19 protein-coding genes are annotated in these 25,685 nt (G+C 51.7%); 5 read left to right on the top strand and 14 right to left on the bottom strand.

Annotation, left to right across the window (positions count from 1 at the left end):
- Positions 1–178 precede the first annotated feature (178 nt).
- A complete protein-coding gene (locus tag EYB31_RS13635) occupies positions 179–943 on the top strand; it encodes an IclR family transcriptional regulator (protein WP_131013895.1) in 765 nt (254 codons plus the stop codon).
- A 147-nt stretch (positions 944–1,090) separates the two neighbouring features.
- Here EYB31_RS13635 and EYB31_RS13630 read toward each other — a convergent pair whose 3' ends face one another.
- The 7 genes from EYB31_RS13630 to EYB31_RS13600 form a co-directional block, all read right to left on the bottom strand.
- Positions 1,091–5,833, bottom strand: coding sequence for a carbohydrate binding domain-containing protein (locus EYB31_RS13630; RefSeq protein ID WP_131013894.1), 4,743 nt, complete (start codon positions 5,831–5,833; stop codon positions 1,091–1,093).
- Positions 5,834–5,869: 36 nt separating this feature from the next.
- Positions 5,870–6,868, bottom strand: a complete 999-nt coding sequence (locus EYB31_RS13625) for a Gfo/Idh/MocA family protein (RefSeq protein ID WP_131013893.1) — start codon at positions 6,866–6,868, stop codon at positions 5,870–5,872.
- Positions 6,869–6,913: 45 nt separating this feature from the next.
- Positions 6,914–7,795, bottom strand: a complete 882-nt coding sequence (locus EYB31_RS13620) for a carbohydrate ABC transporter permease (protein WP_131013892.1) — start codon at positions 7,793–7,795, stop codon at positions 6,914–6,916.
- Between the two features lie 17 nt (positions 7,796–7,812).
- Positions 7,813–8,670, bottom strand: a complete 858-nt coding sequence (locus EYB31_RS13615; protein ID WP_131014066.1) for an ABC transporter permease — start codon at positions 8,668–8,670, stop codon at positions 7,813–7,815.
- A 117-nt stretch (positions 8,671–8,787) separates the two neighbouring features.
- Entirely contained in the window at positions 8,788–10,401 is a 1,614-nt protein-coding gene (locus EYB31_RS13610) for an extracellular solute-binding protein (protein WP_131013891.1), read from the bottom strand.
- Positions 10,402–10,552: 151 nt separating this feature from the next.
- Positions 10,553–12,853, bottom strand: coding sequence for a helix-turn-helix domain-containing protein (locus EYB31_RS13605; protein ID WP_165452410.1), 2,301 nt, complete (start codon positions 12,851–12,853; stop codon positions 10,553–10,555).
- Between the two features lie 346 nt (positions 12,854–13,199).
- Complete coding sequence (locus tag EYB31_RS13600; RefSeq protein WP_131013889.1) at positions 13,200–13,724, bottom strand: hypothetical protein; 525 nt, start codon at positions 13,722–13,724, stop codon at positions 13,200–13,202.
- A gap of 258 nt (positions 13,725–13,982) precedes the next feature.
- Here EYB31_RS13600 and EYB31_RS13595 point away from each other — a divergent pair, with 258 nt between their 5' ends.
- Positions 13,983–15,149, top strand: coding sequence for an iron-containing alcohol dehydrogenase (locus EYB31_RS13595; protein WP_131014065.1), 1,167 nt, complete (start codon positions 13,983–13,985; stop codon positions 15,147–15,149).
- 21 nt (positions 15,150–15,170) lie between these two features.
- Here EYB31_RS13595 and EYB31_RS13590 read toward each other — a convergent pair whose 3' ends face one another.
- Entirely contained in the window at positions 15,171–16,400 is a 1,230-nt protein-coding gene (locus EYB31_RS13590; protein WP_131013888.1) for a helix-turn-helix domain-containing protein, read from the bottom strand.
- Positions 16,401–16,525: 125 nt separating this feature from the next.
- On the opposite strand from EYB31_RS13590, the gene uidA reads away from it, so the two are divergent.
- Complete coding sequence (gene uidA / locus EYB31_RS13585) at positions 16,526–18,325, top strand: beta-glucuronidase (protein ID WP_131013887.1); 1,800 nt, start codon at positions 16,526–16,528, stop codon at positions 18,323–18,325.
- Positions 18,326–18,330: 5 nt separating this feature from the next.
- Complete coding sequence (locus EYB31_RS13580) at positions 18,331–19,746, top strand: MFS transporter (RefSeq protein ID WP_131013886.1); 1,416 nt, start codon at positions 18,331–18,333, stop codon at positions 19,744–19,746.
- 131 nt (positions 19,747–19,877) lie between these two features.
- Here the strand turns inward: EYB31_RS13580 and EYB31_RS13575 are convergent, their stop codons facing one another.
- The 5 genes from EYB31_RS13575 to EYB31_RS13555 all read right to left on the bottom strand — a co-directional run bounded on the left by EYB31_RS13575 (position 19,878) and on the right by EYB31_RS13555 (position 23,642).
- On the bottom strand, positions 19,878–20,501 hold the full coding sequence (locus EYB31_RS13575) for a DUF2812 domain-containing protein (protein WP_131013885.1): 624 nt from the start codon (positions 20,499–20,501) through the stop codon (positions 19,878–19,880).
- Positions 20,502–20,517: 16 nt separating this feature from the next.
- On the bottom strand, positions 20,518–20,829 hold the full coding sequence (locus EYB31_RS13570) for a PadR family transcriptional regulator (RefSeq protein ID WP_131013884.1): 312 nt from the start codon (positions 20,827–20,829) through the stop codon (positions 20,518–20,520).
- A 165-nt stretch (positions 20,830–20,994) separates the two neighbouring features.
- Positions 20,995–22,239 carry an anti-sigma factor gene (locus EYB31_RS13565; RefSeq protein ID WP_131013883.1) on the bottom strand — a complete coding sequence of 415 codons (1,245 nt, stop codon included), beginning with the start codon at positions 22,237–22,239 and terminating at the stop codon, positions 20,995–20,997.
- Complete coding sequence (locus EYB31_RS13560) at positions 22,236–22,736, bottom strand: sigma-70 family RNA polymerase sigma factor (protein ID WP_131013882.1); 501 nt, start codon at positions 22,734–22,736, stop codon at positions 22,236–22,238. The genes EYB31_RS13565 and EYB31_RS13560 overlap by 4 nt, the downstream gene beginning before the upstream one ends.
- 285 nt (positions 22,737–23,021) lie before the next feature.
- Positions 23,022–23,642 carry a glycerol-3-phosphate responsive antiterminator gene (locus EYB31_RS13555; RefSeq protein WP_240762399.1) on the bottom strand — a complete coding sequence of 207 codons (621 nt, stop codon included), beginning with the start codon at positions 23,640–23,642 and terminating at the stop codon, positions 23,022–23,024.
- A gap of 156 nt (positions 23,643–23,798) precedes the next feature.
- Between EYB31_RS13555 and EYB31_RS13550 the strand changes: the two genes are divergently transcribed.
- Positions 23,799–24,827 (top strand): metallophosphoesterase, encoded by a 1,029-nt coding sequence (locus EYB31_RS13550; RefSeq protein ID WP_131013881.1) that lies wholly within the window; start codon positions 23,799–23,801, stop codon positions 24,825–24,827.
- Between the two features lie 123 nt (positions 24,828–24,950).
- Here the strand turns inward: EYB31_RS13550 and EYB31_RS13545 are convergent, their stop codons facing one another.
- Positions 24,951–25,628 (bottom strand): DUF1868 domain-containing protein, encoded by a 678-nt coding sequence (locus tag EYB31_RS13545; protein WP_165452409.1) that lies wholly within the window; start codon positions 25,626–25,628, stop codon positions 24,951–24,953.
- Positions 25,629–25,685 lie beyond the last annotated feature (57 nt).

Below are 25,685 nucleotides of genomic sequence, written 5' to 3'. Positions count from 1 at the left end.
ATCATAATAGTGAATTAAGTTATCTATACGTATAATATACTCTGATCTTTTTGGAGTGTAAAGCCTCTATTTTTTCTTTTTTTGCAGAGAAGGCTCCACAGACGATCTCCTTGCTTGCGGCTTTTGATTCATTTATAGTTAAGAAAAAAAACGGAACATAACAGAAAGGTTGTCCTGCATGTCAGAATCCAAATCCTCCACGACGATTCAATCTTTGCAGCAAGGCTTTCAAATACTGGATCTTGTTGCTTCGCGTGAGGAGCCCTTCAAATTTAACGAGATTCATGAAGGTACCCAAATTACCAAAAGCAACCTGTACAAGTATTTAAATACACTCACTCAGCAGGGCATTTTATACAGAGAAAAAGAGACCGGCTTATATTCGCTGGGCAGCAAGCTGGTTGAATACGGCATGACCGCGGTCAACCGCGACAATGTGATCGACCGGGCCACCTCAACCCTTCACGAAATCAGCAGGGTCACCAAATGCACCACCTTGCTGACGACCTGGTCCCTTAATGGCCCATTGGTTGTCAAAATGACCAACCTGAACTCCGGGCTGAACATCGGCGCCCAGATCGGCACCGCCCTGCCCGTGCTTTCGGCAACGGGCAAAATATTCGCGGCTTACATGGACCATGACGTCATCGCGGAGTGGCTGCTTCAGCAAACCGGCAATATGAGCGATTCGGACAAGGCCGCGTTACAAGAACAATACTCGCTGATCCGGACGAGCGGCATCTCTTTTGCCAAGGAGCCGCTGGTGCCTTCAATTTCGTCGCTTTCCGTGCCAATTCTTAATTATGCCAATAAACTGATCGGATCGATCGTTGTCGTTGGATTCATCAACATTGTGCCGCAGCACAAAGATGACGAAATGGCCGCTTTTATTATGCAAAAAGGCAAAGAGCTCTCCGCGACTTACGGCTATAAAGAGGAATGACCATACCTCAAAGCAGCGCTAGACAAAACAAAACGGCATGGGGACGGTAGCAATACCGTCCCCATGCCGGGCTAATAAACGCGACATATTTTAATTAGCTTTATAACACCGCAATCAGTCCCCTTCCTTGCCATACGCCAAGCCCATTCATTGACTTTTTTCCAATAAGACTATGGAATTGGCTGCGAGCTCCAGCGTCACCGCGCCGCTGCTGGCAGCGAAGACGGCCCCCGATTTCATATCCCGCAAACTGTCCGCCGATGTGAAGGTCACGTTCTTGACGGCGCTGCTCGCATTGACGGCAAGAACAAAATAACGTCCTGCGCTATCGCTGACTTTCACTACCTTCAGCTTGCTTGTATCAAGCGGCGAAACCACACTCATGTTTGTGTACGTCAATCCGGCCGCTCCATGCTCTTTAGGATACAGCACGGTCAAAGCGGACAGTTCCTGGTTAGCGATAGGTACAGGCACCTTGATGAATTTCTGCTGTGAAATCCGGTTCAGCTTTTGGCTATCTGCGTAACGTTCGCCGCCCAGGCCGGAATCTCCGAAGTTGGCGCTGCTGAGCGTAACCGACGGTTCGAGGAACTGAATGTCCAAATCCACATTATTGTATCCGTATACGGTGGCAAGCGAACCGGAATAACCAATATTCTGGTTCGTAAATGCGTTCAGCCAATACGCTGCGCTAGTATAGGCCGGAAGAATTCCCCGCATATCGTCCCAAAGCACATACGCCTTAAACGGCGACTTCACCATAAATACATGACGTTTCGCGGCAAGAGACGCATCCGGATCCGAGTAGGCGGGAACAGCCGTATCTCCGCCGACGTAATCCAGCTTTTCGGAAAACGATGACGGGAGAACTGTCGAATTCCACGGTCCCCAGAATTTAATATTTTCCATATTGGCATCGGTGTACAGAGCGATCCGGTTTTGCGCGGACGACCTTCTATACCATTGAATCAAAGATTGCCCGTAGTCCACGACCCCGCTGTCCAGCAGCAGCGGCGTTCCTTTGGACCACAGCGAGATGCCCGTATGCCCGAAATGGCCGTGAATATGCTTGTCGCCCGCAGCGAAAAGCAAATAATCTTCTTCGGACGTATTCACCCGATCCCGCAATATTTGATAAAAGAAGTCGGTGCTTGCCGACGAAAGCGTCGGCGCTACGGCGCTTACACTTGGATCGAGCAGCGTGTAAGACGCAAGCACGTTGGCAGGCGTCGCTTCCGGCGACCACATTCGGCCGCCGCGGTCCCACGTCCACATCAGCTTTCCAGCCGTATCCGGATCTGATACCCGGTACTGGGAGGCCGCCCACGCCATGGGAGCAAACCAGGCCGGTTCCCAGTTGGCGTCGTCAATTCCGGGAGTCAGCGCGACGTTATGGTAATTGGCCGCCCCTGTAATTGGATCGGCGTAATAACCGACCGGATCGCGTGGCGTCTGAATCTGCACGAACCAGGAGACGAAACGCTTAAACTTCCGTTTGACCTCCAAATCCGGGTCTGTATTGGTATAAGCAAACCAGTCGGAAGCCGCGTCTCCGGGATGTGTCTTCTTCATCGCCGCAACCAGTGGAACCAGCGTCCTCATCATTCCCCCATGATACCGGGACGACTCCGGCCAAGCCCCGTCATCCGTCACCACATTTTTCATCATCCACTTGATTCCGTTGATGCCGGACGCATACCATTCGCCAGATTTCGTAAACTCCGGAAACGCCATCGCATACATGCCCAGTGCGGCATGGCGGTCCAAGGTAATATTGTTCTTCTTCTGCTCCGCATCTTCAATATTGTAATAGGCGATATTGCTGAACTGCGCGCCCATCCACGCAAACAAGTAACGTATTTCCGCATCCTCTTCCGGCGTAATTACTTTAACCCCGCCGTTTGCCGCATCGTAGATGGCGTCATACACCTGGGCCAAATAATTTACGGTTCGGGTCGTAGAATAAAATGCGGCGATGTTTCTCGGGTCCTCGCCGCTCAGCTGCCTGACGGTCCATTTGTGCATCTGCCGCAGCTGATACAATAGCCGTTGCTTAGCCTTCTCCGCGTATGCGGCATCGTTTCGAGCGACGTATACAGCGGCATCGCCGGTTGTCGCTGCGCCCATACCGTAATTCGTTTCGGTCGGCCAGCTTGCCGTCTCGGCATGGCTTGTCGTATTTGTCTGAATGACCTGATTGCTGGCGTCGTAATAAGTGACGATAATTTCTACCGCGGTAACCCCCGTTGAATCGATGCGCACATCCGCTTTATACAGATATGAATCGCCCGGAACAAATCCGTCCGCCACGCTTATGCGCCGACCTGAATCCAGCGAAATGCCCGTCACCGCATTTGCGGAAGGATTGTCGATGCGAACCGACTTCGATCCGCTGCCGCTGCGTACGACACTGGATAGGCCGGCCGTGCCCATGCCCGACCGCAATTGAGCGGACCATCCGTCAGGCATGGCCGTACCCGATTCGAAACCGCCGTTATATACAGGTACCGTCGCCGACAATCCGTTAGTCAATACGCGGGTCATGCCGATATTGTCGATATAGACGGTACCCTTCCCCGTTGCTCTGATCTCGATGCCGACCGCCACAGCTTGAGCCGGAGCGGTAACCGGGTTAAACGCATCGCCGAGACCAAGTGATTCGGTTACCCATGGATCGATATTCCAGGCAATGTCGCTTAATTGAGACAGCGTATTTCTGTCCGAAAGTTCCGTGAGCGTATCGGCAAAACCCTTAGATTCGCCGGCCGTTGTCCCCTTGGCCTGCAGCGCGGCCTTGTCCGAGTTGTCGAAAAGCAGGGAAGGATGAACGGCCAGCGGCCCTTCGATTACAACATCATCAAACCAGGCCGTGCCCATACCGGTCAGCCGAAAATCGAGACGGACCGCGGCCGTGGAGGCCGGTGTGGTAAAGGCCACATGTTTGATCTGCGTCCAATCGTTAGTCCCTGTGATCGAGGCCAGCGACACCGATTGAATAATGCTTCCATTCGCCTGTTTAAAAATGGCGTACAAATCGCTATGTCCGCTGACGGAAGATGTCTTGACCCAGACGGAGTAGGTGTACTGTTTGCCCGCTTCCACCGGCGTATCCTCGCCGATCCACCCTGTATACGCGTCAGCCGAGCTGCCTTGGGATTTGGCCGATTTGGACCCGGAATGGGCTACCGACGTATCCACTGCGCTTGTCCCGCTCCCGGCCCATGTATACGGACTCCGTCCCTGTACACCGTAATACAGTCCGACGGTGTATTCCATACTTGGGTTCTTGGCCCTGTTGTAAGATGGCTGATTGATTTCGACATTGTCGAAATAAGCCGTCCCGGATGCCGTCAGCTTGACGTTCATCCTCAGCCGTGCGGCGCCGCCCGGCGCCCAGGCCCCCAGCTTGGCCATTGTCCAGTTCTGCGTTCCTTGAACCGGAGACGATGTGTATTTTACCAGCGTAGCGTCATGGGCGTCCAGAAACTCCGCTTCCACATAAGCCCCATATTGCGCAGAAACTGTTTTGATCATCGCACTGACATCGTAATAATCTCCCACCCGAACAGGGATCGCGGCGCCGGTCCAGCCGGCTGCATACGTATTGTCGGTCACCGTGACTTTGAGCGATTTACTCCCTTCATAGTGCTCAGTGGAATCCCAGGAGACGACCGTCTTTCCGCCATCCTTACTGCCGAAGGAGGCATCGCGGCTCCAACCCGTCCGCGCCCAACTGAGCTCGTCGAAGTATACGGTCCCCGCCCCGATCAGCTTCAGATTGATCCGTAGTTTCGTCCAACCGCCTTCCGGGATAATCACATCCATACGTTTAATGACCCAGCCGTTCGTCACGGTGTCTACGGCCGGTGCGGCAATTTCCTTGGACGCCGACAAAGCGCTGTCGCGAAGCAGAACGGAAAGCTCCGCGCGGGCTGATGAGCCGTCGGCCGCAGTTCCCAGATCAGCTGCATATACGTAGACGGTGACGCTGTAGTTTTGACCGGGCGTGACATCGTAGTAAGCTCCGTTGTTCATATTAACCCAGCCGGCCGTGCTGGCCGGATCGGCGCTTGTAATTTTACCGGACCGTGAGCCTGCGTAACTCGTTTGCGGCCCCGCGGTCAGCGTGCTTGTACCGCTCCATTTGGCCGCCCACCAGCCGCTGTTGGCCGGATTCGCTTCGAACCCGCCATTGAGCAGCGGCTGGGAGACCGCCGTTTCGCCGGAGATCCACCAATTGGCGGGATTGCCCCCGCTGTCGCTCACCTCAGCGCTCGGATTACTGGCACGGTTATACATTACGGGCTGCTCGGCGGTCACCCAATCGAACCAAGCCGCCCCCGTGCCCGACAAACGCAAGGATACGGTAGCCGAAGTGGCGTTTGCAGGGGCCACGGCCACGAGGGACAACGGCTTCCAATCTCTGACCCCCAGCACGACATCGTCGGAATACACTTCCTTCACAACCGTAGTCCCCTGCTTGAAGATAACGCTCATATCGGCCTGACCATCGGTTATGGCGGTTTTCACCAGCGTGCTGAACATCAGCGTTTCCCCTGCGCCTACCGCCAATGAAGCGCTATTCCACCTGCCCTCCGCACCGGCGGCATTTGTAATTTTGACGGCATGGGCCCCTTCCGCAACTACGGCTCCCGATCCGTTTTCCCATGAGCCTGCCGAACTGCCCGCCGAGCCGGCAAACGTCCAACTCGTCGGCATGCCGCTTCCGTTATTTTGCTCAAAACCGGGATTGGGCAGCAGGCTGAGGTCGAAGGTCGGCTCCGGCGCAGCCGCCAGCAGCCTAGTTCCGGCACTCATCATCAACAGCGCCCATAACCCTGTGATCAGGCAGATCCGCCAGCCGCATAATGAACTCGCATATGCTTTCATATCATGATCCACATCCTTTATGGAATGATGATCTGCTTATTCCTGCTGCTGTGCGCATTGCCACGACGTGCGACGGTTCCGCAAGCACTCCATCAAATCGACCGACTGCAAGGTGGAGCGCAAATCATTCGAATCTGCTCCCCTGCCGCTGCGCAGCGCCTCGAGAAAACCGCATAGCTGTTCTTCGTAACCGAAAGCGCTTAGTGGTTCTTCCTTGCCCGCTTCCTCCCAGACATAGGGTTTTCCCGCCTCCGTGTACTCCAGCCGGCCGCCGACAAACGGAGGGCCCCATACCGGATACGTCAGTTCGAACGACCGCTCTTCCCCGCGCAATATCACCTTTTCCACATTGACGCCCGATACGGGGTGCAGCCCGACCCTGAAAAAAATCCCGTTTGCGAAGCTGCCGGTCAGCGTCATATCGGCTGCACCGTCACCCAAGTGCGGCAGCTCCCGATAATGGAACCGGACCTGCTTGTAGGCGGAACAAGCGAGATATCTCGCTGTGTCGATGGCATGAATTGCGGTTGTGGAGAAGTCCGGGTCTGTTCGTCTGACACGAACCATCTCATATTCGATCGCATAAATCCGCTGTGTGTCCAGCAGCTCGGCCGAGCATTCCCGCAGTTTGCGCGTCAACGGCATGTATCTTCGATTGAAGGCAACCCGATGCGGCACACCTCCACCTTGAGCGGCAATGCCGGCCAAGGCGCGCGCCTCCTGCAGCGTCATACCCGGCGGTTTCTCCAGCAGAAGCGGTATTCTTCTCTCCAGGATGTTTGCGGCAACGGAGGCCGAGCGCTTTTCCGTTACGGATACGATAACCGCATCGGGTTTCTCCGCATTCAGCATATCGTCCATATGGCCGTATGCCCGTTCAAAACCGAATTGATACCTGAATTGCTCGGCAAGCTGCTTATCCAAATCACAACATGCGGCCAATCGAAGATCGGGCCGGCCATTCCGGTAACGCTGCAATGCGGGCCCATGCGCAGTCTGCGACTGCCTGCCGCAGCCGATAAGACAAACTTTCAATCGTCGCTCCTCCTTTTTTTATAGTTTACATGTGCTGCAAGCCGCTCAGCCTTTTACAGCTCCGATCATCACGCCCTTAACGAAATACCGCTGCAAAAATGGATACAGCAGCAAAATTGGCAGTGTCGCCACCATAATCGTCGCATATTTAATCGTCTCGCCGATCGGCATTTTGTCCCCGCTGCCCACGCTGGTCATCATCGAATCGGTGCTGTTCGAGATCAGAATCTCCCGCAATATCAACTGCAGCGGGAACAATTCGCGATTCCGCAAATAAATGAGGGCGTTAAACCACGAGTTCCAATGAGCCACTCCATAGAACAGGATCATGACGGCGACGACGGGCATGGACAGCGGCAGCACGATCCGAAACAAAATGACAATGTCATTTGCACCGTCGATTTTGGCCGATTCCTCCAGGCTGGCAGGCAGTGCCTGAAACGAAGTGCGCATAATGATCATGTTGTACGTGCTCAGCGCAACCGGAATGATCAGCGCCCACCGCGAATCAATCATGCCGAGCTGGTTGACGAGCAGAAACGTAGGGATCAAGCCCCCGTTGAAAAACATCGTAAATACGATAAAAAACATCAGCTGATTCTCCCACATAATGCGCCGGCGCGATAAAGCGTAAGCGGCCAGCGAGGTCATCAATATGTTAAGAGCTGTGCCGGCCACCACATAAACCAGCGTGTTTGCATACCCGGTAACAATCGACGGATTTTGAAACACAAGCGAATAAGCTTCCAGCGTAATCTGACCTTGAGGCCGCCAGATCAACCCCCGCATCTGCACCACAGAAGCCGGATCACTTAAGGAAGCCATCAACACATATACAAGCGGGTAAATCGTCACTAGCGACAGGAGAATCATAAGCAGCGCGTTCAGCCCGTCAAAACACCGTTCTCCCCAGCTTCTTCGCAGCATGAAATATCATCACCCCATCACCATAATTTAGTTTCGCTGACACGCCGGCTGATCAGATTGGCAAGTACGAGCATGCCAAAGTTAATGACCGAATTAAACAGCCCTACCGCAGCACTGTAGCTGAAGCTCGACTGCAGAATCCCTTTGCGGTAAACGAAGGTACCGATAACGTCGGACGTATCGTACGTATTGGAGTTGTACAGCAGCAGCACCTTCTCCGTTCCGATCGACATGACATGACCGAGCTGCAATATCAGCAAAATAATAATCGTCGGCATAATGCCCGGCACTGTCACATGCAGCATCATCTTCCAGCGGCCCGCTCCGTCGATGCGCGCGGCTTCGTATTGAGCCGGATCGATGCCCGCAATGGCGGCTAAATAAATGATTGAACCCCAGCCGACATTTTGCCATACTTCGGAGGATACATACACCGAGCGGAACCAGGCGCTTTCCTGCAGAAATGCAATTGGCTCCTTCAGACCGAGGCCGTTCAGCAGTTGATTGATCAACCCGTCCCGGGCCAAAAAATCGTATAGCATGCTGGCAACGACAACAATTGAGATAAAATGCGGCATATACGTCATCGTTTGCACAATCCGCTTGAGCGCGGCGATCCGCAGCTCGTTAAACAGCAGCGCCAGCACAATGGGTGCAGGAAATCCGAACACGATTCCATATAAGCTGAGCAGCAGCGTATTCGAGATCAGCCTCCAAAAATAATAGCTTCCAAAGAAGCTCTCGAAATGGGCAAATCCGACCCACGGGCTGTTCCAGAAGCCCAAACCTGGGGAATACTCTTTAAAAGCAATCTGCAGGCCGTACATCGGCGTGTAATAAAAGACGACATAATACGCGATGACCGGCAGCAGCATGGCGTACACGTATTTGTTCGCCTTGAGTTCATGCAAGATGCGGCGCAAGTTGGCCCTCCTCTCCCTTGGACCCGCCCCGCCAGCGCCGGCGACCCGGACCGCGGGACGCTTAAGCAATTATTTGCGTTTGTTGTAGCGGTCCAGCGCAGCCTGCTGAGATTCAATCGCTTTGTCGAGTCCCATCTTGTTGATCGTCTGCACATACTTGTCGAAGTTGTCTAGCGGTTCGACGCCCATGATAAACTTGTTGAACATTTCATCCCTATAGGTTTTGACGTCGTTCATGATCGACGCGACCTTGGAGCTCTCTTCAGACGTCAGCGAAATCGGCGGCAAAATTTTGGAATGATCGGACTTCTTCCATTCGCTGTGCGCTTCACGTTGCGCCGGCAGCTCGTAATATTGCTCCAGCCAGCGGATATCCTGCACAAACGGCCCGTCTCCCATAGCCAGCAAATATTTGGCCATCGCTTGCCCGACAGGCAGCTTATCCGGATTTTTCATAATCAAATCGGTGAATTTGGGGGCATTGTTTACCATCGTGTAGCTTTCGCCTTCGATCCCGAAGCTGAACAGCAAGTGGCCTTCTTCGCCGTATTTGTAATCCAGCCATTTGGCGATTTTCTCGGGCTCCTTGGCTTTCGCGGAGATGGATGCGCCAAGGCCGCGGAAGGGATACACGTATTGGCCGAGCGAATTCCCATCCTTCTGCAGCGAAGGATATTTGACGCCGACTAGCGCGAATTGCGGATTTTTCTCCTGCATCAAGGTCAAATAACGTCCTAGTCCGCTGCCGGCAAATCCGACAAAAGCACCGAGCTGGTCGCCAGTCACCTTGGCATCCTTCACCTTACTGTCCGTACCGCTGGCAAAATCCTTATCCAGCAGCCCCTCTTTGTACCATTTCGCCATCAGCGTTAAGAACTGCTTATATTCCGGCTGGACGGAGCCGTATCGCACCTTGCCTTCGTTCTGATAAAAACCGGGAGTGATGCCCCATGCACCGATAAAAATATTGTAGGCCTCGAGTTCGGACATGCCTGCAAAGGAAAGCGGAATTTCATCTTTCTTCCCGTTTCCGTTAGGATCGCGGTCGCGAAATGCAGTGAGCACCGTCTCCCATTCATCAATGGTTGTAGGCGCTTTCAAATTAAGCTTATCAAGCCAATCCTTGCGCATAATCGGCCCGCTGGTCGTCCCCAGTGCCGGATCGCCAAGCAGGAACGGGAATGTGTAGATATTCCCTTCATCTGTCGTAACCAATTTGCGGAACTCCGGGTTGCTCTCAAGCACTTTATTCAGATTCGGCGCATGCTCTTTAATCAGCTGTGTCAAATTCAGGATCTGCTTATCTTTAATCAGACTGTCAGGGCTCCGCGCAACGGTCGACCAATTATATTCAATCACGTCCGGCAACGCGCCCGATGCCAGCACGAGATTAAACTGGTCGGCCGCTTGCGCTGCCGGCGGATGCTGGAAGTTGACCTTCGTTCCCGTCTTCTTCTCCAGCGCTTGAAACGATTTCATTTCACTGTACGATTTCATGACCGGCGAAGCATTTCCGTTCATCGGAACCCAATACGAGATTTCCTTTGGATACGGGTTGCCGTCACTAGCCGCTGAAGCCGCGCCGGCATCCTTCACATTTCTGTCTCCGCCGCATCCGGCTGCGGCTACGGCAAGCAAAGCGGACATCGTCGCTACCGATGTCGATTTCAACAAACTTCCCATTGCTTACATTCCTCCCTGCGTTCTGTTGGCATGATGGTGTTGCAGCCTCAGTATAGAAAGAATCGGCGAACAGGCCTATTGGCAATATTTAAAATGCACCAATCATTTTTTTGATAAGCAACCAACCTATTTTTCGATGGACCAACCGGATTTAAGAATTTGCAGCAGGCTGGGATAATTCGCGATATTTACCGGGCGTAACGCCTTCCAATTTCTTAAACACGCGAATAAATCCGATATCGGTCGTATAGCCGACCTTCTCGGCAATTTGCTGAATCGTCAGGTTCGACTCGGTCAAATATGCTTTCGCCCGCGCGATGCGCAGGTTCGCGATATAATCCGTAAGATTGATTCCGTGCTGTTTTTTGAACATGCTGGAAATATAAGGCGGGGTCATCTCAAAATGGTCGGCCATCGCATTGAGACTGAAGCTGTGATCGGAATAATGCTCTTCAATGTACTGCTGCAGCCGCGTCCGCAGCTGCGCTTGACTGCCCGGAGCCTCCCGCACGTGCCGGCAAATTTGTTCGCACAGCTCCTTAATGTTGTGAAGCATTCCTTCCGCCGAATGACTGTCGGCAATCAGCTTCACAGGGTTAATTTCCAAACCGTCCAGCCAGAGCCGATCGCCGATCTGCAGCGCATGCATGACCTTCAATATCGTGCTCAGCATATCAAAAAATAAAAATTTCCCCAGCTCCGGGGTCAATCTGCGGGACGTCATATTCCGTTCATACAGCTGATCAAGAATCGATACCGCCTGTTCCGCGTCCCCGCATTTCATATGGTTAATTAATTTGGCCTCCAGCTCCAGAGGGTAGAAATAAAACGATTGCTCGCGGCGCTCCAACTGCTCATAATGAATGACGGTGCCCGCCTCATGCAAAATCCGGTAATCTAACGCATGCTCAGCCTCCTGATAGCAGGCAGCCGCTTCCTCAAGCCCCTGACGAATGGAGCTGGTCGCTATCCATACTTTCATATGGAACCGGTCCTCGATATACCGCTTCAGCGTGCCGATCAATTGCTCGCGCTGCCGCGCTCCCTCTTCCTCCCTGCTTGGCGTGTTCATCACCAGCACAAAGCGGCTGCGGTCCATTTCCGTGACATAACCGGATCCATCAGCAAGCTCCGCCGCCAAATTATGCACGATAAAACGCGCCAACAAGCGGTCCCGTTCGCTCTCCTTCATCTGAAATCCGCCGTCCTCTTCCAATTCGATCAGAACCGCATATACATACGGCTGCGAAACGTGCAGCCCGATCAGCTGCAGCGCGTCCTTCTCCAAGTCCGCAGGCGTACTTTGCCCTTTCAGCAGACGGGTCAAAAAATGAGCGCGGGCCACGGGCATCATGCTGTCAAGCCGCCGCTTCGACTCTTCTCCCTCTAGAAGGGTCCGGGTTATAGAGGTTTTGATATATTCATATTCGTTGCTTCCGCTTGGATCGTCCGCCGGCCTGCCGATGCGCAGCGCCAACACCATGTCGCGGAGCGGACTGTAGCTGCGGTAGGCCATTCCATATGCAGCCGCCGTGCCGGCCACTAGAATGAGAGCGAGCAATACGATCGCCCATGATTTGATTTCGTAGACACGCTGAAAAACGACCGATTGCGGGACAAGAGAGACAATTTTCCAGTCATTTTGACCGGTCGTAAATGAAAGCATGTGGGGCTCGCCTTTGTAATGGAACGAAGAATTGCCGCTTTTGGCGGCAACCGCTTCCTTTAACCCATCAGGAAGCCGCTTATCGGCGGATGTGGAAAGCAAAACTTCGCCTGATCCGTCCACCAGAAATACCGTGCCTTTGCCGCTTTGCTGAATCGGCTTAAACATCGCGGAAATTTGCTCGTTCTCCAGCAGCATGACCAATGTTCCGCGCGGCCGCTCCTTCTCTCCGATTGGTAAACTGACGGTGCTCAGCAGCGTGCTGCCGGAGCGCTCTCCGCTTGCGTTCAGCGAAAAAAAACTTTTGTAATGGTAACCTGTCAGCAGAGTTCCGCGAACCTGCTCAAAGTTCATGCCCGGCAACGGATACGCCTGATTGAAAAATATATCCGCGTCAGCCTTCAAGCTAGGCCCAACGACGGTTTGTTCATTGTCCACATGGATATAGAAATTGCTTACATAATTCGTGCTGTTAAGTATGCTGTTCATCGCACGAATCGCTTCCACATATTGAAGCGCCCGATCTGTGCCTCCCCCGTCGTTCATCCACAGCTGCTGGATTTTGGGGTGAGTGGCAATAAGTACAGTAAGCCTGTCGATTTCTCTCAGGTGTTCGTCTGTCACTTGGCGCACTTGCTCCAGCATAGCCAGATTGGAACGGTTCGCATTATCCGTCAGCGTCCCTATCATCATGGTATATAGCACTGCACCGATGGAAACAGGAATCGCAAGTACCAGCACATATGAGAGCCATAAAGTCAAAAAAACACTTTTTTTCCCGTACAAACGGATCTCCCCCTGATTTATTTATCTGCTCAATTGAATCCGGCTCTTAATCTGTTCTGTGCGCTTTTCCCAATATCCTGTTGATCATGAAACTTTTATTGGCTCAAACATCCCGAATCGCGCGCCGTATTTTCGCAACCGCTTCCTTACCGAGGGCTACATAAGATGGGCAAAGGGACTAGGTGCCGTAATGATGGAAGTCGTGCGCTGTCTCCCGGCAATCCGCTTCAACACGATGTTCTCTCGAACGGCTTTGAAGGTACCGGTTTCTTTTTGTGTAAAAAAAAAGGGGCTGCTCCTCAGGTCTTCTCAGACCTTTTGGGACAGCCCCATGATCACCCTCTATTTAATCCGTTGTCGTTTGCGGTTGTGCCGCCGTTTGCTTCGCTGCTTTCTTCTGCGCCTGTTTGGCGGCATGTGCGGCTTGCCGTTGTTCCTTCTGCTGTTTTTTGTAGTCCTGAACGGAAAGTCCTTGCGCCGCGGCCGCTTGTTTTACTTCCTCATGTTTCGCCTGCTTCTTTGCATTGTATTCCTCAACCGTTAAACCCTTCTTCTGAGCAGCCTGCTCGAGCTTAGCTTGACGCTGCGCTTTCATGTCGGCTTTGTACTGCTCGACCGTCTTGCCGGCTACGTCGGCCTTTTGCTTCAGCGCTGCTTCCTTGGCTTGACGCTGGGCGGTGAATTGCTCAACCGTTAACCCTTTGGCAGCCGCATGTTTTTCCAGACTTGCCTGATGCTTGGCCTGTTTAATGGCGGCATGCTTCGCTGCCTTAACATCGGATGTACTATCCGCTGCAAAAGCGGAACTGACGGACAGAGCGGCGATCAATGCACCAAGCGAGATGGTGGCCCAAGCTTTTTTCATGTTCATGAACATAACCTCCAGATATTATTGCGAAGCATGTTTGTTACAACACCTATCGTACCCGCTTCATATGACATGCCTATGACGGAAACCTTAAAGCCAAATGAATTTTCAGTTTGCAGCGAAACATGAAAGGATGCATGATCTCGAATAGGAAAGCAGCTTGCCCAATTCATGAGTGATACTGCGAAGTTTACGGTTTTGCGATATACTCGTAGGGTGAAATAAGATTAGCCCATACCGTATCTCGGAGGCATGAGACAAGTGGACAACTTCAGTTATTTTTGCAATACGCGCATTGAAATGGATTTAGGCAAAGCCGGGCAGCTGCCCGATATGATGAAATCATTGGGGATCGGCCAGTCCATCCTGCTGGTCAGTGATCCAGGGGTCGTCAAAGCCGGCATCGTGCAGCCTATTGTGGACCGGCTTCAATCGGCAGGGTATCGCGTGGTGCTGTTCGATGCGTTGTCCCAAAATCCGCGCGACCTCGAATGTCTGGCGGGGGCCAAGGTGTTTAACGAGCAGCGTTTGGAGGCGGTTCTGGCCATTGGCGGCGGAAGCGCCATGGATACAGGGAAAACCATCGCCCTGCTGGGGCCCAATGGCGGCACGCCCACCGATTACGTCGAGGGGAAAAAGGCGTATGAACACATTGCGCCGATCATCTGTGTCCCGACCACAGCCGGCACAGGCTCCGAGGTAACCCGTTCCTCGGTCATTACCGAATCGGCTACGCACAGAAAGCTGACGCTTAAACATGCAGCGCTGCGCCCTCTCTTGGCCGTACTTGATCCGAAATTGACGATGACCGTGCCTAAAGCGGTCACCGCCGCAACGGGCGTGGATGCCTTGGTACACGCCATCGAAGGTTATTCGTGTAAAGTCACCAACCCCATCTCCCAGGCGGTCGGAGCCAGAGCGATGGCGAAGATCGTTGCTTCCCTGCCCGCGGCATACCGCGACGGAGGCAACGAAGAAGCGCGTTACGGCATGCTGGAAGGCAGCTTGCTGGCCGGTTTATGTTTCGGTTCAGCCGATGTGGCCGCGGTGCATTGTTTAGCGGAAGCGCTTGGGGGATTGTACGATACTCCTCACGGAGTGGCGAATTCCGTATTTTTGCCGTATGTTCTGCAATTTAATGCGCAAGCCGAGACGTCCGTCCATATTGAACTGGCACGGCATATGGGCTTTGCTGATCATGCGGATTCGGACGAACAGGCCATACACAAGCTCATAACGGGAATAAGGGAATTCACCCGGCAGCTTGGCATCCCCAAATTGCGGGAGCTGCCCGGTGTGCGGCCGGAGGACTTTCCGCGCATCGCGGAGCTTGCTTTCTTAAACAACTCCACGCCCAGCAACGTTCGGCCGATCGGCCGCGACGATTACTTGCGGATTATTGAACAAGCTTATGACGACGTATTTTGACGCATCATCTTATGTCCCTCTTCAATTACCTTCCGCATCCGCCGCATTCCGGTATTGAAGCGGAGTCATGCCTTCGTGTTTTTTAAACACCCGGGCAAAATAAGCAGGGTCCTCATATCCGAGTTTGGCCGCAATCTCTTCGATGAGACTGCGGTCGAGCCGGAGCAGCATCTTGGCTTCGCGAATGCGCAGCCCGTTCAGGAAATCGGTCAGCGTGCGGCCGGTTTCTTTTTTGAACTGTCTGGACAGATGCGCCGGATGAACCTCACAATAACGGGCCAATCCTTCCAGCTCGAAGCGCTGTCCGAGATGTACCTCCATATAGCCGACCGCCTTCTGAATCAGTGCCGAATACCCGGCAAGCGTGTATTGTCTGACCAGACTGCAATACTCCAGGCACATATGCTCCACCAGCTTCTGATGCTGGTCCAGGCTTTCCAGCCGTTCGATCTCAATCGCAAATTTCTCCGACAAATGGTGAAGAAAAAAAGGAGGCACCTTCCCTCGTTCCGCGGATATCCGCAAAATCGTGTTTAACACGATAAGGCCGTTTTTGACGGCCCGCAGCGGCCTTCCCGGGTAGCGTTCGGAGAAATCAAACAAATCCCGCGACCTCAGAAACGATGCCTTCAACTTCGTCATATCCCCAAGCTCGACCGCATGCATCATCTGTTTCTCCATCTTGTACCTGAGCTCGATCAAACCGGCATGCTCGGGGTCCGGCTGGTAAAACGCCTCCTGCAGAGAAAGGCCTTGGCGTGCGCCTGACTTCACATGAGCCTGCCGTACGTCCGCAAAATGCAGCGAGATCTGCCGAATCCCGCCGATCTGGTATACAATGCTGGCCATGCCGTGAATTTTGGAGTTGCCCATCAGCTTTAATCCGCGAAAAAAAGCTTCCAGCACGATTTGCTTGTTCTGCTCCTTATTCGTTACGGCGGCAAGCATGGAAAATTCGGGCATATGCGTCAGGAACGGCCCCACGGCAAACAGCCGCTGCTCCCCCTCCCCAGTCCATAACGCCGCTATGTAAGAGAGACCCAGGTCATTCGTATACACGCAAGCCTGATCCGGGTACTGCCGCACCTCGGACAACATCGCCGCAAAGTCGCCGGCCTGCTGATCTTGAAGAAACTGCGGCAGCGGGGTCCGGTCGAAGGCAAGCTGCAGCCCGGTTGTTGCATCCCAGACGTACGTATTCAGATCGGTCAAATAAAAAACGATCGTTCCCGCCGAAATTAACGATTCCATAACATGTATCCTCCATGGGTTAACATAGTCCTATAAACGCTATTTTGGTCTTATAGGCTTTCATGTGATCTAAGTATAATGAAATTATGTTAACGATTTCAAATTGAATTGGAGTGTTGTTTGTCATGTTGTATCCTATCGTGACCGAAACAAGAGCCATCATCGACCTGAACGGGATTTGGTCGTTTCAGTTGGACGCTGGAAAAGGTTTTGAGGACAAGTGGTACGAAAACAAACTTGGCAACGCCATATCGATGGCGGTTCCCGCCTCATTTAATGATATTGGCGTATACGGGGACATCCGCAATCACGTCGGCTGGGTATGGTACGAACGCGAATTCGCCGTTCCCGCGGTGCTGGAAGCCCAACGTCTGGTGCTGCGCTTCGGCTCCGTTACCCATACGGCGAAGGTCTATGTCAACGGGATTTTGGCCGTAGAACATAAGGGCGGCTTTACTCCATTCGAAGCCGAGCTTGCAGGACTTGTACAACCGGGGAATAACCGCTTGACCGTTGCTGTGAACAATATCGTCGATGAAACGACGCTGCCGGTCGGCAATTACAAAGAAACCGACATGGAGGGCATCGGGAAGGTCGTGCGCAACAGCCCTAATTTCGACTTTTTTAACTATGCCGGTATCCACAGGCCTGTCAAGCTTTATACGACCCCGGCCGTCTTCATCAAAGATATCACCGTTGTTACGGATGTCGAAGATTCTACGGGTAAGGTCGATTATGAAGTCGTTATTGAAGGCGAAGCTGAAATCCAAGTAAGCATCATCGACGAAGCCGGCGAGGTCGCAGCGCGGCTTGAAGGCCGCGAGGGGCAGTTTCGGATTCCGTCAGCCCGGCTGTGGGAGCCGCTGAATGCGTATCTGTATACCCTTCGGGTTGAGCTTGAACAGGACGGACGGCGAATCGACGTTTACGAGCAACCCTTCGGCATCCGCACAGTGGAAGTGAAGGACGGCGCTTTCTTCATCAACCGCAAGCCGTTTTATTTCAAGGGCTTCGGCAAACATGAAGATTCTCCGATCCATGGCCGCGGCTTCGACGAAGCAGTAAACGTTACGGATTTCCGGCTGATGAAATGGATGGGCGCCAACTCGTTCCGGACGGCGCATTATCCGTACTCCGAGGAATTGATGAGGCTTGCCGACCGGGAAGGGCTCGTCGTGATCGACGAAGTGCCGGCCGTCGGGGTTCACTTGAATTTTGCAGCAACGCTGTTCGGACATAAGAAGCACAGGAACACGTGGGAGCATATCGGAACCTTCGACCATCATCAGGACATCATCCGCGAGCTTGTCGCCAGGGACAAAAATCACCCCTGTGTGGTCATGTGGTCGATCGCCAACGAACCGGCCTCCGAAGAAGAAGGCGCTTATGAGTATTTCAAGCCGCTGGTAGAGCTGGCCAAAACCTGCGACCCGCAGCGGCGCCCGGTTACTATCGTTACTCACGCCTGGTCTACGCCGGATGTATGCAAAGTCGCGGAGCTCGTCGATGTACTGGCGCTGAACCGTTATTACGGCTGGTATAGCGAAGGTGGAGATTTGGCTGCCGCGGGGCTCATGCTGCGCAAGGAATTGCAGCAGTGGACCGAACGCTGCCCCGGCAAACCGATTATGATGACCGAATACGGCGCCGATACGGTGGCGGGCTTGCACGATGTCGACCCCGTGATGTTCACGGAGGAATACCAGGTGGCGTATTTGCGCGCTAACCACGAAATTTTCGATCGGTTTGCCTGCTTTGTTGGCGAACAAGTATGGAATTTCGCTGATTTTAATACCAGTCAAGGCGTACTGCGCGTACAGGGCAACAAAAAAGGCGTGTTCACCCGCGACCGAAAACCGAAAGCGGCGGCTCACGAGCTCCGTCGCAGATGGTCGGCCATCCCTGACTTCGGTTACAAGGGGTGAAATCTATGACGCCAACTCCAATCATCAGCGAAGCTGCTCCGGCAGCTTCGCTTCATCCTATCCGCAAGTTTGGCATAAGAGATAAGCTTGGGTATTTGTTCGGCGATTTCGGCAACGATTTTTTCTTTATTCTGGTGAGCGCCTTCCTGATGGTGTATTACACGGACATCTTCCATATTCACGCCGCCACCGTAGGGGTATTGTTTCTTGTGGCGCGTCTATGGGATGCCGTCGCCGATATTACATGGGGGCGGTTTATTGACACCCGCAAGCCAAGCAAGCATGGCAAGTTCAAGCCATGGATTTTCCGGATGTCCTTCCCGCTTGTGCTCAGCGGCATTCTGATGTTCGTCAAGTTCCCGGGCATGTCGGACCACTTTTATTTGATCTACGCCTTTATCACCTATATCGTATGGGGCACGTTCTACAGTACCGTCAACATCCCTTACGGTTCGATGGCCTCGGTCATCACAAGCGATCCGGTAGAGCGCACGGCGCTCTCCACTTACCGGACGATGGGCGCGATGCTGGCCGGCCTGATCATCAATGTAGCGGGACCACTCATCTTATTCGTCGGCAATAAGGCCGATGCAGGCCGGTTTACGTTGGGCGCCGTTCTGTTCGGAATCCTCTCGATTTCGTGTTACATGGCATGCTGCAAGTTGTCTACGGAACGAATCACCCAGACGGAACACACCAGAATCCACTTGCGGCAAACGTTACATGCGCTGGTGAAAAACCGGCCGATGCTGACCATTCTCGCCGCATCGCTGATCTTCATGGTGTGCTTTATGATGGTCGGCGCCGTCAACGTGTACCTGTTTAAGGATGTGTTCGGCAATGCCAAAGCTTTAAGTACGGTCGGGCTGCTTCAGACGGCGGCGGCGTTTGTGGCAATCCCTGCCGTGAAACCTCTGGTGTCCAGGTTCGGCAAAAAAACGACCATCACCCTCGGACTGCTGCTGTCCGCTGTCGCCTACCTCGCGTTATACCTGCAGCCCGGTCTCGGCATCATGCCGTTTATCGCGATTTTGACGATCGCCATGTTCGGGTATGCCTTCTTTAACCTGCTCATCTGGGCTTTCGTCACCGATGTAATTGATTTCCACGAATATATTACCGGACAACGCGAAGATGGAACCGTTTACTCTATTTACTCTTTCGCCCGCAAGGTCGGTCAGGCGGTTGCCGGCGGGTTAGGCGGCTTTGCCATCGCCGAGGTCGGCTACAATGCCGGAGGCAAAACGCAAACTGCGGACGCGCTCAGCGGCATTCATATGCTGGGCACGCTGGTCCCTGCCGTTCTTTTGCTGGTGGTGGCGTTAATTATCGTGTTCCTGTACCCGCTGAACAAGCAGCGGACCGAAGCGCTCGCCGCCGATTTGAGGAAGCGGCGAGATGCAGATGCAGCTTCTGATTGAGTCCTTACGGAGAAACACGTTTATGCCCGTTCAAACACTTGAATTGAAATCAAACGGCCTCCGGAACCCGTATCTTGGATTCTCGGAGGTCGCGTCATGTTCCATCCCCCGCGGCTAACCCCAACTGGCTTTTATTCATGTTTATCTTCTTTTGTATTCACATAATGTTTATTCGCTTTGTAGGCAAATGTAAGATATAAAACGATCATGAGCGGAATGATGACCCAAATAAAACCTCTAAAAAATGCAAACGGCGTTTCAAAGGAAAAAGCTCTCCAAAAAGCGGCTCCGGTTAAATCCCACAGCCCCGGCGTATAATACAGCAATTTCGGATTCAGAAGTGCTTTTACATCGATAGAACCTGTCGAAATAAGCACCGCAAAGATGGGGATAAAACATGTCGCCAGCGAGATCCACATTTGAGATATTTTTTTATACCGGCTGGCTTTGGAGCTGGCATCTGAAAAAATATGTTCACTGCCGTTCTCATCCACTTTTTTAAAATATTGAACTCCCGAATTTTTCGTTCCTGAGATGTGTTCCCAGCCGCAGTCTTCAAAAAGAGCGCGGTAATCCTCAAAATCCCCCTTTTTATTAAAGGTGCGGTAATCTATTTTGATAATGGCATTTTCAGGCTCGGCAGCTTGAAATTCATACCCGATGGATTTATTCGTGAATTGATATCCTTGCTTGGCCATATCCGTCAGCCATTTTTCTTCCTTTTCGAAGTCGACAAAAAACTTAAACACTCTCATCTCGTTCCCTCCATCCTCAGCTTAATATCCCCTTGGTCACTTCAAGCATGTGATTCATTCTTTCATAATCAAGCCGCAAAATTTGCTTTCCTTGCTCTGTAATCGCATAAACCTTGCGCCGGCTATCCTCGCTTTGGATCGGCTGAATATATTTCAGCTTCACCAAATTCTCAATCGCTCCATACAGCGTCCCGGCCGCCATTCTTACTTGTCCGCCGCTTAACTCCTCTACCTTCTGCATAATGAAATAGCCGTGTGCCGGTTCCATCAATGCCAGAAGAATATAATAAACCGTTTCTGTAAGCGGCAAATTTTTATCTCTATTCATGTTCTCCCTCCATACATTCGCTCGGACTTTATATCGCCAAACTGTATAGTTATACTATATACAGTCAAACTGTATATTACAACAAGAAAAAGGCCGTTTAGCCTCTTTTACGCCAAACGACCTTTCATTTAATGCACCGAACTGAACTCGATCGCAATCGGCAATTTATCTGCCGCGCCAATTCCACAACCGAACCTCGCCCACCCGGAGGTTCCTGATCCAAGTCTCTTCCCGCAGCTTCAGCAGTTCCTTGACCGGGCCGGTTACAACAGCTCCATAAAGCTTGACGCCGTTCGTTCGGATATAGCCGGCAGCTCCGTCAATATCAGTGAAAGGAGCCGCTTTATTCGCAATCGACTTATATTGCTGCAGCAAATTAAGCGTCTTCAAAAAATTTTCGTTCCGCTTCGCCCCGTCGCCATATGCGGCAAGAGCAGGATAGGAACCGCCTTTTGAGACGATTTTGCCAAACCATCCCGATTTTTTTTCCTCGTAATGATCTATCTTTAAATCGTCAGCGTGCCACACCGGCCAATACGGAAATCCGACCGGATAGGCCACGATGCCTTCGTTCCGGCGCCATGAATCGGGGCCGGCATCCGCCGCAAACCAAAGCGGCTGCATGTTTTTGTGCTCCAACCGGGCCAGCAGCTCATCGGTTGTAAACAATCGGTCGAACGACAAATACGCCTCGGCGACCGTACCTTCGGGCAGCTTTTCGAGTGTAACCCATTCCGAACCGTCCGTCCGTTCCCCGCTCAAACGATTCGCTTCTCCGGGCGCAGTTGATGAAGACTGGATGCCGGGGAAATAAAACGTATATTGACCGCTTCCCCCATTATCCAGCCACGAAACTTGAGGCGCCGCCGCCACTCCAAGTAGAAATTTCATGGAGAAATCTCCGATCACGACTTGTTCGTCGCCGACCTGCTTGTTCAGCTTGCCTGACGAATCCATCGTAAAAAAAGCGTTGCCTTGCCCGCTCGGATGAATGGTGACATTCGGCCGGGTAACGGCGATTGTCGACGTTATAACATCCTGGTATTTTGTCATTCGGTTCGGCTCCCCCAAGCCGTAAAAAAGACCGGTTATGATCGAGCTTACGATCGTAATTACGATCAGAATCGCCAAAACGGTTGCCGCACTTGTAAACCGCGCTTTCCATTTCCCTCGGCGTATAATACTTTTTTCTTTACTAGACGTTGCTTTTGCCGATATGGCTATGGCCGCGTCCTCTGCCCCCAATCCGCCGGCCTCTCCTGTTCTGCTATCGTCTGCGGACATCAGCTCGTCCAAATATGCCTGATAAGCCTCCATTTTTTCCATTTCCCGCTCGATCTCGTCTTTTTCATGTTCAGGTAAGGTACCGTCCGCATATTGCTTCAGTTTCCGTTTGAATTCCTCGCTCATGCCTCTCCATCCTTTCGTTCCGACTTTCGCAGCTGCTGTCTTGCCCGGAACAGCAATACTTTGTAATGCGACAGACTAACCCCCATTAACTCAGCCGCCTCCTGGTACGTTAGCCGGCCGAAATCGTGCAGCAGCAGCGCCTGCCGTTGTTTGTACGGAAGCCTGGTCACCCACCTTTCGAACTCATCCCAACGTTCTTGCCTCAGCACCGCGGCCTCCGGCGTGTCGGAGTGGCCATGGTGCCGGAAAAAGTCCGGTTCTTGCGTACTGCTGCGGCTTTCCTTCCGTTTATAATCCACAAATGCGTTGTAAGCGACGCGAAATAACCACGGTTTGACCTTATCCTCCTTGCAGTCTTCCAAATACAAATAAGCGCGGTAAAAGGTTTCCTGCACCAGGTCTTCCGCAGCGTGATGGTCGTAGCAGAGGGAACGTAAGTAACGGTAAACATCTTTCATGTACTGCTGGTAAATGGCGTCCAGGTTTTTCGGCTTCATTCCCTCCCTCCCCAATTAAACACGTGTGAGTTCAGAAAAAGTTACAGTAAAAAGAATGCACGCTTGAAACCGGACAGCCCTATACTGCTGCTGCCGTTGTCAACGGGGGACGGAGGTGGCGAACTTTTTGCTCCAATAATGTCAATCTGTTCAAATGCCGGGTTCATATAAGTTAATGGGGATAAATAAAAACCGCAGGTGCCGGAACACCTACGGTCGCTATCTCCGCCTCATAAACTAGATTAAGACCTAAAGCACTGGAACGATTCGATCCGCCGGCGCTAATTAATTATTATCTTGCAAGTCTTGAAACGAAAGGTTCCAAAGAGCCATATCGCTAACCGAAAGCGATGTCGCACCTGCATGCAAAACTTCTTTTACTTCTTCTTTCGTATGAATCAAACCGCTCGCAATAATCGGGACTTCACTCAATGTTTCAGAAAACGTATGAATAATCTTGGTAATCACGCCCGGCATAATCTCAATACCGTCAGGAAGAATGTTTTGAGCCAAGCTCACCCCATTGGTTAAAGCCAGTGAATCCAGCATAAAAAGGTGCAGAATCCCGTATAGTCCTACCCTCTTTGCTTCCTTGATTAAGTAACTTTTCGGCGTAACGATTCCGTCGGCCCCTACATATTCGGAAATAAAATCAACACTTTCTCTATCGGTGCTTGACAGTCCCCGAATCAAATCCAGGTGAATAAAGGCACCCTTTTTCGCTTCTTTCGTAAGACGGACGGCATGAATAATGTCTTTAGCATTGCCCCCCATAAAAAAAACGTTGTCTACCTTACTTTCAAGCGCCTTTTCAATGTCTTCGAGCTTACGCACTGCGGCGATGATAGGATTATTGCCGATCTTATAAAGTAGCGCCATCGCTAGAGGCATCCCTTTCTTTTCCAAATGAGTACTGTTATAGTAGCGTTTCAAGATCTGTTGTGTCAACAAAATCCGTATTGACTTCAGGTATTTCTTGTAGTAATTTATACACAGATCGTATTATATGAGTGTATGGACATATTTGTTTTGAGTAGCGAATGAGAGAAAGCTCCAAACAAAATGGCTGCTATTTTGCGCCTTTTTGTTATGGAACTTTCTTTTTTTATTTCTTGGCCTAAACGTGAAATGGCAACAACAATAAACCATGTAGAGGTGAAGCAAATGTCTATAGCAAACAGCTTGAATACGGACGATTTTGCAATTGTGATTATTCCAGATACACAAAAGATGGCGGTGAACCAGCTTTCCTTCTACAAAGCGATGACAAGCTGGATTGTAGACCATGCTAAGGAAATGAACTTGAAAATGATTTTGCACCTAGGAGACGTTGTAGACCATGGAGCTAACTGCGAAGCGGAATTTCAGATCGCGGAAGAGGCTTTCAACACGATCTACCATGCCGATTTGCCGATGCTTGTGGCTGCCGGGAACCATGATTACGATAATCTAATAAAAGAAGACAGAAGTTTAACCCTGTTTAACCGATATTTTGGAGTTCACAGGTATCACACCAAACCTTGGTTTGGGGGTACCTTTGAGGCGGGGCAAGCGGAAAATTGCTTTTTTAAGCTTGAAATCGCGGGCAGAAAGTTTATTTTCCTGTCGCTTGAGTTCGGTCCGAGAGACCAAGTGCTTGCTTGGGCCGACGAGATTTTAACCTCGCATAGCGATCATCTGGCCATCATGATTACGCATTGTTATATGTACATCTATGGGGAACGAACCAAAACGGGAGACAAGCATAACCCGAAAAGTTATCCTGGAGCGGTTGAGGCTAACGACGGTGAAGACCTATGGAATAAATCATTAAGGAAACACGGAAACTTGGTTGCGGTTTTCTCAGGCCATCATATTTATGGAAACGTCAGCTACAGAGTTGATAAAGGGGACAATGACAACCTCGTATTTCAGTCTTTCCAAAATTGGCAGGGCGAAGAGAATGGCGGCGAGGGGCGCTTCCGAATCTTAACATTCCGGCCTTCCACCGATGAGATGACACTGCAAGTTATGAATCCTTATACTAACGAATATGAAACCAAAGACGGCTATGAAATCGCCTTACATTTGGACCGCGGCATTAAAAGTTAAAGAAGTGATTGGCGCCGTTTACCATAAAAAAAGAAGCTGCTGCCTACTACGCAGCAGCTTCTTTCTCAATATTCCAACTCCGACACATTCCAATCAAAGTGTCTGGATGCATCCACCGAGACCTTAGGAGCGGCCGGCTGGATCGAACTTAAACATATCACTGAAAAAAACAAGCTGCGGTTTGGACGTGGTCAGCACGCCGAAACGCTTCTGCAGAATAGACTCGGCCTGCTCTTTAAAAGCCTGCAGTTCCGATTCCTCTTCCTCAGTCAGCTGGCAAATTTTATAGGCAATAGATATATGGAACTTGTAAGTATCATGGTTTGGAAACCGAAGCCCCAGCCACTCGGACACTTCGTCGCGAAACGTTCGCAGCGCTGCCTCGACTTCCAGTTCAGCGGGCAGCAAATTTACGGTTAAAGCGATACCTGAAGTATTTACATGGCTGAACTTCATCCGGAACTGTTCAGGGACACGGACTTTAGTAAATTGTTGAGAAAAAAAACGGTCCGTCTCTTCAAGCGGTGCATCAAGCGAGAGATGGCGCGACCACTGCTCCGGCTTGCGGACTTCCTCGCAAACTCCCTGAATGACGGTCATATGGTAGCTTGAAGACGGAAGCAGTGTATACTTACGGGAACAGTCCAGTTCCTTAAAGCTCTCAGCAAACGAGACAAGCTCCGAATAAAGCGGATTATCCTGTCCAATCGTGCATATAATTGTGTTTCCGGGGAAACGCCGCACGGAACCATCCTCATTAAACTTCCGTCCTACTGCCGCCGTATAGATATGATTGTCCAAATCCTTTCCTGCCTCCCTGAGTATCGCTAAAAAATGAAAACTCATGTACACCATTAT

It is taken from the genome of Paenibacillus thalictri, assembly GCF_004307995.1.
Taxonomy (GTDB): Bacteria; Bacillota; Bacilli; order Paenibacillales; family NBRC-103111; genus Paenibacillus_AF; species Paenibacillus_AF thalictri.
This window is presented reverse-complemented; position numbering and strand designations above follow the sequence as displayed.

Excerpts from the sequence above, each read along its gene's own strand:
- EYB31_RS13635 (WP_131013895.1), top strand. The coding sequence starts at position 179 with ATGTCAGAATCCAAATCCTCCACGACGATTCAATCTTTGCAGCAAGGC.
- EYB31_RS13630 (WP_131013894.1), bottom strand. The coding sequence starts at position 5,833 with ATGAAAGCATATGCGAGTTCATTATGCGGCTGGCGGATCTGCCTGATC.
- EYB31_RS13620 (WP_131013892.1), bottom strand. The coding sequence starts at position 7,795 with ATGCTGCGAAGAAGCTGGGGAGAACGGTGTTTTGACGGGCTGAACGCG.
- EYB31_RS13615 (WP_131014066.1), bottom strand. The coding sequence starts at position 8,670 with ATGCTGCTGCCGGTCATCGCGTATTATGTCGTCTTTTATTACACGCCG.
- EYB31_RS13610 (WP_131013891.1), bottom strand. The coding sequence starts at position 10,401 with ATGGGAAGTTTGTTGAAATCGACATCGGTAGCGACGATGTCCGCTTTG.
- EYB31_RS13600 (WP_131013889.1), bottom strand. The coding sequence starts at position 13,724 with ATGAACATGAAAAAAGCTTGGGCCACCATCTCGCTTGGTGCATTGATC.
- EYB31_RS13590 (WP_131013888.1), bottom strand. The coding sequence starts at position 16,400 with ATGGAATCGTTAATTTCGGCGGGAACGATCGTTTTTTATTTGACCGAT.
- uidA (WP_131013887.1), top strand. The coding sequence starts at position 16,526 with ATGTTGTATCCTATCGTGACCGAAACAAGAGCCATCATCGACCTGAAC.
- EYB31_RS13580 (WP_131013886.1), top strand. The coding sequence starts at position 18,331 with ATGACGCCAACTCCAATCATCAGCGAAGCTGCTCCGGCAGCTTCGCTT.
- EYB31_RS13575 (WP_131013885.1), bottom strand. The coding sequence starts at position 20,501 with ATGAGAGTGTTTAAGTTTTTTGTCGACTTCGAAAAGGAAGAAAAATGG.
- EYB31_RS13570 (WP_131013884.1), bottom strand. The coding sequence starts at position 20,829 with ATGAATAGAGATAAAAATTTGCCGCTTACAGAAACGGTTTATTATATT.
- EYB31_RS13565 (WP_131013883.1), bottom strand. The coding sequence starts at position 22,239 with ATGAGCGAGGAATTCAAACGGAAACTGAAGCAATATGCGGACGGTACC.
- EYB31_RS13560 (WP_131013882.1), bottom strand. The coding sequence starts at position 22,736 with ATGAAGCCGAAAAACCTGGACGCCATTTACCAGCAGTACATGAAAGAT.
- EYB31_RS13550 (WP_131013881.1), top strand. The coding sequence starts at position 23,799 with ATGGCTGCTATTTTGCGCCTTTTTGTTATGGAACTTTCTTTTTTTATT.